The organism is Acidovorax sp. KPB24-07 (assembly GCF_057543315.1).
Genome location: NZ_BAAJYS010000189.1, coordinates 1 through 7,255 on the forward strand (window position 1 = coordinate 1; position 7,255 = coordinate 7,255).

A 7,255-nucleotide genomic window follows, 5' to 3' on the forward strand; every position below is an offset into this window, starting at 1 on the left:
CCGCTCATGCGGGCACCTGCGACGGTTCAAACCCGGGGTAGGGCGCGTCGTTGTCGCCCTGCAGCGGCAGCACGGCCAGCACGCGCGTGCCGCGGCGGCCGGAGGCCACGCCGAACGTGCCGCCCAGGCCCTCGATGCGCTCGCGCATGTTGCGCAGGCCGATGCCGCCCTGTCCGTCGGCCTGCACGCGCTGCACGTCGAAGCCGCGGCCATCGTCGATCACCGACAGGCTCACGCGCCGGCGGCCGAAGCGCAGCAGCAGTTCCACCTGCGTCGCGTGGGCGTGCATCTGGGCGTTGGTCAGCGCCTCCTGCGCCACGCGGAACAGCGCGGTGCCGTGGCTGGTGGGCAGCGGGTGCGCCGTGCCGCGCAGCACGAACCGCACGCCGAGCGCGGTGTGCTCCTGCACCTGCTGCGCCATGAGGGCCAGGGCTGGCGCCAGGCCCAGGTCGTCCAGCAACGCGGGCCGCAGGCCGTGCGAGACGCGGCGGATCTCCAGCAGCGCATGGTTGAGCCGGTCCAGGCCCTGGTCCAGCACGTGGTGCGGGCCGTGCGCCGCGCGCTCGGCCCACTGCACCTGGGCGGTTTCCAGCAGGAACTTGGAGGACACCAGCACCTGCACCACGCCGTCGTGCAGCTCGCGCGCCACGCGCACGCGCTCTTCCTCCTGTGAACGCACCACCCGCTGCGCGAGCCGGCGCAGCTTGGCGCTGGCCACGCGGTGGTCGCTGAGGTTCAGCGCCAGCCCGGCCAGCCCGATCAGCACGATGCACAGCGCGGCGATGCCGTAGATGCGCCGGCGCGTGCCGTCGATGTTCTCCTGGGCGCGCAGGTCGATGCGGCGCAGCGTGTCGTGCACGTCGTCCAGGTACAGGCCGGTGCCGATCACCCATTCCCAGCCGGGCAGCGTCATCACGTAGGCGAGCTTGGGCACCGTCTGCTGCGATGAGGGCTTTTGCCACAGGTAGCGCACCAGCCCGCCGCCCTCGCGCGCCTTGGCGAGGATGAGGTTGGCCGGCGCCTCGCTCTGCGGGTTGGACGGGTCGCACAGGTCCACGCCGGCCAGCCCCATCTGCTGCGCGTCCAGCAGCACGTTGCCCTGGCGGTCGTAGACGAAGAAATACCCGTCCTTGCCGAACTGCATGCGCGAGAGCAGGGCCAGCGCCTGCTGGTGGCGCGCCGCCGGGTCCGCCACATCGGCCGCGATGCGCGCCATCGCGCTCTGGGCCAGCTGCACGTAATGGTGCAGCTCGGTCTCCTTGCTGTGCAGGTAGGCGGATTCAACCAGTTCCCGCTCCTGGTGCGCCAGCTTCAGGGTCTGGTGGCGCACGGTGACGGCCACGGAACCCAGCGCCACCAGGATGGGAATGGTCGACAGCAGCAAAAGCTTGAGCCGCAATTGCATGAAGGGTTTCTTGGATAGGAAAGCGATGACTATCTGCCGCCGCACGCCAATGTCAAGCGGGTTGTTTCGAGGGATCATGGGATATTCCGGGAATCCGTGAACATATGTAAAGACGGTCGGTGCGGTCGAATGGGGCGGAGAATCACCAAAACTCAAAATGCATCGGGGCTGCCTGGGGAGTGATTATGGAAAGGCGGCTTCCATAATCACCCCCGTGGTGCCTGGGGCCGCTGCGGATCGGGCGTCGGCACCGGCTTGGTGCGCACCTTGTGAGTGCTTGCTACCGCAGCATCCGCACCACAGCAAGGCCTTTGCAGCAGAAGCCGTGCCAGCCACGGGCGAGGCGGTGGTTTGCGTACTCCTGCGTAGGCCGGTCTGCGTACTACTGCGTAAGGGAAAAAGGTGCTTCGTTTTAGCGGGTTGTGCTGCCTAAAATTCTTTCGCGAATCGGGATTTCCAGGACAGAAGAAGGCGCGCCGGAAGATTATGGGAAATGCGGTCGCATGGAAATGGATGGGGCCTGCCGGTTTATCCGTGCATGGGCCGAATCATTTTCATCGTCATATTCAAAGTCGTTGCAAAGGACATTCCATGAGTAATCGGATCCACCGCCACCGCGTGGCCTGGGCGGGCGCTGCCCTGGCGGCCTGCGTGCTGATGACGGGCTGCGCCGCGCCGTCCAAGCGCGAGGTGCTGTCCACCACGCAGATCTATCCGGCCATCGGGCCGTATTCGCAAATGGTGGCCCACGGAAACACGCTGTATTTCTCGGGCGTCCTGCCCCTCAATGCGGCGGGCAATGCGGTCAACGGCACCACCATCGAGGAGCAGACCCGCGCCGTGCTCGATTTCATGGGCGCCAAGCTGCGTTCGCAGGGCCTGTCGTACGAGGACGTGCTCTCCACCACGGTCTACATGAAGGACCTGAACGAGTTCGCCGCCATGAACAAGGTGTACGGCGAGTACTTCCGCACCGCTGCGCCGGCCCGCGCCACGGTGGAGGTGGCGCGGCTGCCGCGCGACGTGAAGATCGAAATCTCGGCCATCGTCGGCCGCCGCTGAAGCGCTGTGGTCCTGCCTCCACGCCCCAAGGAGTTTTCCCATGAATGAAGCCACCCCCCTGATGGCCGCGCCCGGCGCTGCCGCTCCCCTGGACCTGTCCGCGGTGTCGCGCTGGAGCGCCAAGCGCCGCGACTTTCTGCGCGTGCTCGGCTATGGCGCCGGCGCCGCGACGCTCGGGCCCCTGGTGGCCGCCTGCGGCAGCAGCGGCGCGCAGACCCAGGCCGAAGCCCTGCGCGAGCAGCTCATGCGCGACGAGGCGTTCTGGACGGGCGTGCAGGGCATGTTCGTGCTCAAGCCCGAGAAGACCTACATGAACATCGGCACCGGCGGCTCCATGCCCAAGCTGGTGCTGGAAACGTTCGATGCCGAAAACCGCAAGAAGGCGGCCGATTCCGGCAGCGGCTACGGCAACCTGCTGGACCTGCGCAAGCAGGTGGCCCCGGGCTTCGGCGTGGATGCGGACGAGCTCGCGTTCTCGGCCAACACGTCCTCGGGCATGTGCCACGCCATCCTGGGGCTGGACTGGCAGCGCGGCGATGTGGTGGTCACCACCAACCACGAGCACGGCGGCGGCGACACGCCGCTCAAGATCGCCACCGACCGCTACGGCATCGAGGTCTCGCGCATCGCGCTGCCGGTGGGCAACAACCAGACGGCCGCCACCTACGTGAACCTGTTCGACGAGCGCATCCGCGCGCTCAAGGCCCAGGGCAAGCGCGTGCGCGCCATGATGTGGTCCTCGCCCACGTACAAGACCGGCACCATGCTGCCGATCGCCGAGCTGATGGCGGTGGTGAAGGCGCACGAGCTCATCAGCATCGTGGACGGCGCCCACCTGCCGGGCATGATGGCCTACAACTACGCGGAGCTGGGCATGGACTTCATGTCTGGCGCGGGGCACAAGTGGCAGTGCGGCCCGGGCTCGACCGGCATCCTGGTGGTGCGCAACAAGATGCGCGCCTCCAATCCGCTGCCGCTGCCCAGGTGGTTCCCGGTGCACACCAGCTCCTACGCCGCCAAGGACCGCACCATCAACGGCACCGAGACCTACGACATCGCCGCGACGATCACCAGCTGCGGCAGCCTGCACACGCCCATGTTCATGGCGCTGGCCCAGGCCTGCGCGCAGTGGGACGGCATCGGGCGCAAGAAGATCGAGACCTACGACCTCACGCTGTCGTCCTACCTCAAGGAAAAGATCGCCGAGCGCTGGGGCGTGGATGCGCTGTACTCGCCCAAGGACGATCCCAAGCTGCTCTCCGCGCTCACCTCGTTCAATCCGTTCCCGAACAAGGACGACGTGATGAACGCGCAGAAATCCACGGCCTTCGTGGCGCGCATGCTGAGCGAATACCCGCAGGGCTTCGTGATCCGCAACGCCGATTTCCCTGTCATCGGCGCGCCCGCCAACCACTACGGCGTGCGCATCTCCACCCACCTGTGGCACGACGCGCGCGACATCGACCTGCTGGTCGATGCCATGTGGGACCTGTCGCGCAAGGTCTGATCCGGCAGCGCTGCCGCATCCATAAAAAAAAGCGCGGGAGGCGACTCCCGCGCTTTTTGTTTTGGGGCACCCTGCGCGCCGTGCGGCGATCAGAAGCGGTGGCGGATGCCCACGCCGAAGCTGTTGCCCTTGGTCTGCGCCGTGATGCGGTCGTTCATGAGCATGGCGTACACGTCGGTGCGCTTGGACAGGAAGTGGTCGTAGCCCAGCGTGAAGGTCTTGCGGTCGATGTCGGTCTGCGTCATCTCGGTCTTGACCCACTCCACCAGCACCTTGCCGGCCGGGCCGACCGGCACCGAGGCGCCCAGCTGCACCGTCTTGGCCTTGTTGGTGGTGTTGTCGGCCTTGGCCTCGCCGTAGCTCACGAAGGGCTTGACCAGGCCGAAGTCGTAGGCGCCCAGCAGCATCCAGTCGGTCTTCTTCGTGCCCAGGTAGGCATTGGGAACGGCGGGGTTGCTGATCTGGTCGCGCTCGTAGAAGCCCGTCAGCGTCACGGGGCCGCCGAAGTAGAAGAAGTTCGCGCCGAAGTTCTTCTTGCCGTTGTCGCCCGGCTGCTCGCCGAACTGGTACTGGATGTTGGCCGAGAAACCGCCGAATTTCGGCGTGCTGTAGACGATCTGGTTGCTCCAGCCCGTGTCGGACGGCGTGGTCGCGCCCCAGCCGGTGCCGTTGAACAGCGGCACGTTCATGTGCAGGATCAGCGGAGAGAAGGTGAACGAATCGCCGAACGGATTGCCCACCACCGAGGGCAGGAAGTTGGGCGCCATCCAGCGGCCCAGCATCACCGAGCCGAAGTCGCCCGACAGGCTGACGTTGGCGTCGCGCGAGAAGAACGTGTCGTTGGCGAAGCGCCCTTGCGAGCCGTTGTCCACCTTGATGAACGAGGTCAGCTGGAAGTTGGCCTTCAGTCCGCCGCCGAGGTCTTCCGTGCCCTTGAAGCCGAACCACGAGGTCGTGAGGCCGCCACTGTCCACGACCGACTTGCGGCCCGCATCGCCGGCCATCTTGATGGACCCGGCGAACACGTCGGCCAGGCCGGTGAGCTGCACGGAGCTTTGGGCCTGCGCCCCGGCGGAACAAAGCAGCGCTGCACCCAGCGCGATCCAATTCTTTTTCATACGACTCCTGCGAAAGGGAAAAGGGGGAAGGGGGAAGGGAAGGTGCCGATGGCTCGGCGGGGCACACGGGCCTTCAACGGGCCAGGAAAAACGTGTCGATTTGCCAAGGGCTCCAAGCAAGGACCGTGCCTTCACCATTCGGCCTGTGGGGGCATGCGGCGCCCGCGGCACCCGGGCGCGGCGGCTGCGGCCAGAGCGCACCGCATTTGACTTTGCTCAACACCGCACGGCGGTGCTGCGGTCACAGTGGCGGCTCTATGTTTCCCTCTCCTTCCTCCCCTGCGCCGACCAAGACCGAGGCCCCTGCCGGCGAGGTGCTGCGCGAGCGCCACCAGCGTCCGGCCAGCGTGCTGTACCTGGACAGCGGCCGCGTGCTGCTCGGGGTGCGCGAGGATGGGCTGCTTCGGCACCAGTTGGGTGCGGTGGAGGGGCCGTGCTGGCTCGATGCCGCCCCCGCGCTGCTCGGCCAGGCGTGCATGGTGGACATGGTGGCGGACACGCGCGTGCTGCTGCGCCGCATGCCGCTGGAGGCCTTCCGGTCCGGCTTCGAATCGCTGCCGTCGCCCGCCCGCGCGCTGGTGTACGACATGGCGCGGGGCTACTGCCAGCAGACCGAACTGGCCGTGAGCCGGCTCGCGCAGGACGCCGAGGCGCGTTGCGCCCAATGGCTGCTGCGGCACGCCCAGCACGACGATGCGGGCACGCTGCGCGTGACGCTGCACCAGCGCAAGCGGCTCATCGCCGCGCAGTTGGGCATCGCGCCGGAAACCCTGTCGCGCGTGCTGCGCCACCTGCGCGACCACGGGCTCATTTCGGGCACGGGCAATGTGCTCAATCTGCCGCGGCCCGGCGCGCTGCAGGTGGTGGCCGGGGCCGGCTGAAGGGGGGCTGCCGTCCCGCGCAAGGGCGTGGGTGGGGTGTCTGCAACACGCGGGTGATCGGGGCGGCGCGGCCATGGCGCGGCGGTGCGAAGGGGCTCAGGGTTTCCCCCGGACCGACCGAGGGTTCCACCCAACCCGCGCGTTCGGGGGGCTGCGTATATTCGTTCGCACCCCATTGCACATTCCGCCTGACAGCATGCCCTGCGCCTTTCGCCGCTCCTTTGCCAGAGGTGCTTCGTCCACGGAGCACCGATGACCCCGCCATCGCACGAGGCACTCGAGGCGGAGCAGGACGCGGCGGGCGACACGCCCGGCTGGCTGCTGCCCGGCCGCCTGGTGCAGCGCCTGATGCTGGTGGCCGTGCTGGCGGTGGTGTTCGCCGGGGCGATGGCCGCCTGGACCGTATCGCGCGCGGCCGGCGAGGAGGCCATGCGCCGCCTCGTGAGCCAGCAGACCGACGAGGTCGAAGTGGTCGCGCGGCTGCTGGCCAGCAAGATCGAGCAGAGCCAGAAGGTGCTCAGCACCGTGGCAGAGGGCATCCAGCCCGTCATGCTCGACTCGCCGTCGTCCCTCGGTTGGCTGCTGCAGCAGGGCCTGCCGGCGGTGCGCTTCTTCGATGCCATGCAGGTGGTGCGGCAGGACGGCACCGTGGCCATCAATCTGCAATACGGCCGCCTGGACAGCGGCTCCAGCCTCGATCCGGCCGAACGCGACAGCCTGCGCCGCACCATGCTGGAGGGCAAGCCGCTGGTGTCGGGCCTGATCGGCGGGCGGCCGAGCGAGGCGCGCGTGATGTTCACGATCCCGCTGCACCGGGACGAGGGCACGGTGGTGGGCGCCGTCTCCGGCGTGCTGCGCCTGCAGTCGCAGGGGCTGCTGCCGCCCTCGATGTCGCTGCCGGCGCGCAAGGATTCCCGGCTCATCGTCTTCACGCGCGACGGCACCATCCTGTCGCACCCGGACCCCGCGCGGGTGATGGGCAGCGTGCGCGACGAGGCCGGCCTGTCGCAGGTGTTCGCGCGGTCGGGCGACAAGGATCAGCCGGTCATGGGGCGCGGCTTCACCGAGCGGCTGCCGGGCCATGTGGTCAGCCTGGCCGGCATGCCCATGACGCAGTGGACCGTGGCGCGCGTGAACGATGCTCAGGCCCTGCTCGCGCCGCTGGAGGGCGCACAGCGTCGGGCCGCCTGGCTGGCGGCCGCCCTGATCGGTGCGGCCGCATTGCTGGCTGTGGCCTGCATGGCCTGGCTGGCGCAGCCCCTGGCCCGGCTGTGCCGCCGAG

At 68.2% G+C, this 7,255-nt stretch carries 6 protein-coding genes; 4 read left to right on the top strand and 2 right to left on the bottom strand.

Annotated features, from left to right (window positions below; translation table 11 throughout):
• Positions 1-4 precede the first annotated feature (4 nt).
• The gene (locus AC27IQ_RS16505; protein WP_284430014.1) at positions 5-1,405 is read right to left on the bottom strand and encodes a cache domain-containing protein; all 1,401 of its coding nucleotides are present in this window, start codon (positions 1,403-1,405) and stop codon (positions 5-7) included.
• Positions 1,406-1,996: 591 nt separating this feature from the next.
• Between AC27IQ_RS16505 and AC27IQ_RS16510 the strand changes: the two genes are divergently transcribed.
• Together AC27IQ_RS16510 and AC27IQ_RS16515 are read left to right on the top strand one after the other, a co-directional pair.
• Positions 1,997-2,467, top strand: coding sequence for a Rid family detoxifying hydrolase (locus AC27IQ_RS16510; RefSeq protein WP_284411172.1), 471 nt, complete (start codon positions 1,997-1,999; stop codon positions 2,465-2,467).
• Positions 2,468-2,507: 40 nt separating this feature from the next.
• Positions 2,508-3,974 (top strand): aminotransferase class V-fold PLP-dependent enzyme, encoded by a 1,467-nt coding sequence (locus tag AC27IQ_RS16515; protein WP_487090099.1) that lies wholly within the window; start codon positions 2,508-2,510, stop codon positions 3,972-3,974.
• Between the two features lie 89 nt (positions 3,975-4,063).
• On the opposite strand, the gene AC27IQ_RS16520 is transcribed toward AC27IQ_RS16515, so the two are convergent.
• Complete coding sequence (locus tag AC27IQ_RS16520; RefSeq protein ID WP_272567786.1) at positions 4,064-5,092, bottom strand: porin; 1,029 nt, start codon at positions 5,090-5,092, stop codon at positions 4,064-4,066.
• A gap of 257 nt (positions 5,093-5,349) precedes the next feature.
• Here AC27IQ_RS16520 and AC27IQ_RS16525 point away from each other — a divergent pair, with 257 nt between their 5' ends.
• Complete coding sequence (locus AC27IQ_RS16525) at positions 5,350-5,973, top strand: Crp/Fnr family transcriptional regulator (RefSeq protein ID WP_317360325.1); 624 nt, start codon at positions 5,350-5,352, stop codon at positions 5,971-5,973.
• Between the two features lie 252 nt (positions 5,974-6,225).
• A partial coding sequence (locus AC27IQ_RS16530) for a cache domain-containing protein (protein ID WP_487090100.1) occupies positions 6,226-7,255 on the top strand: 1,030 nt, incomplete at its 3' end.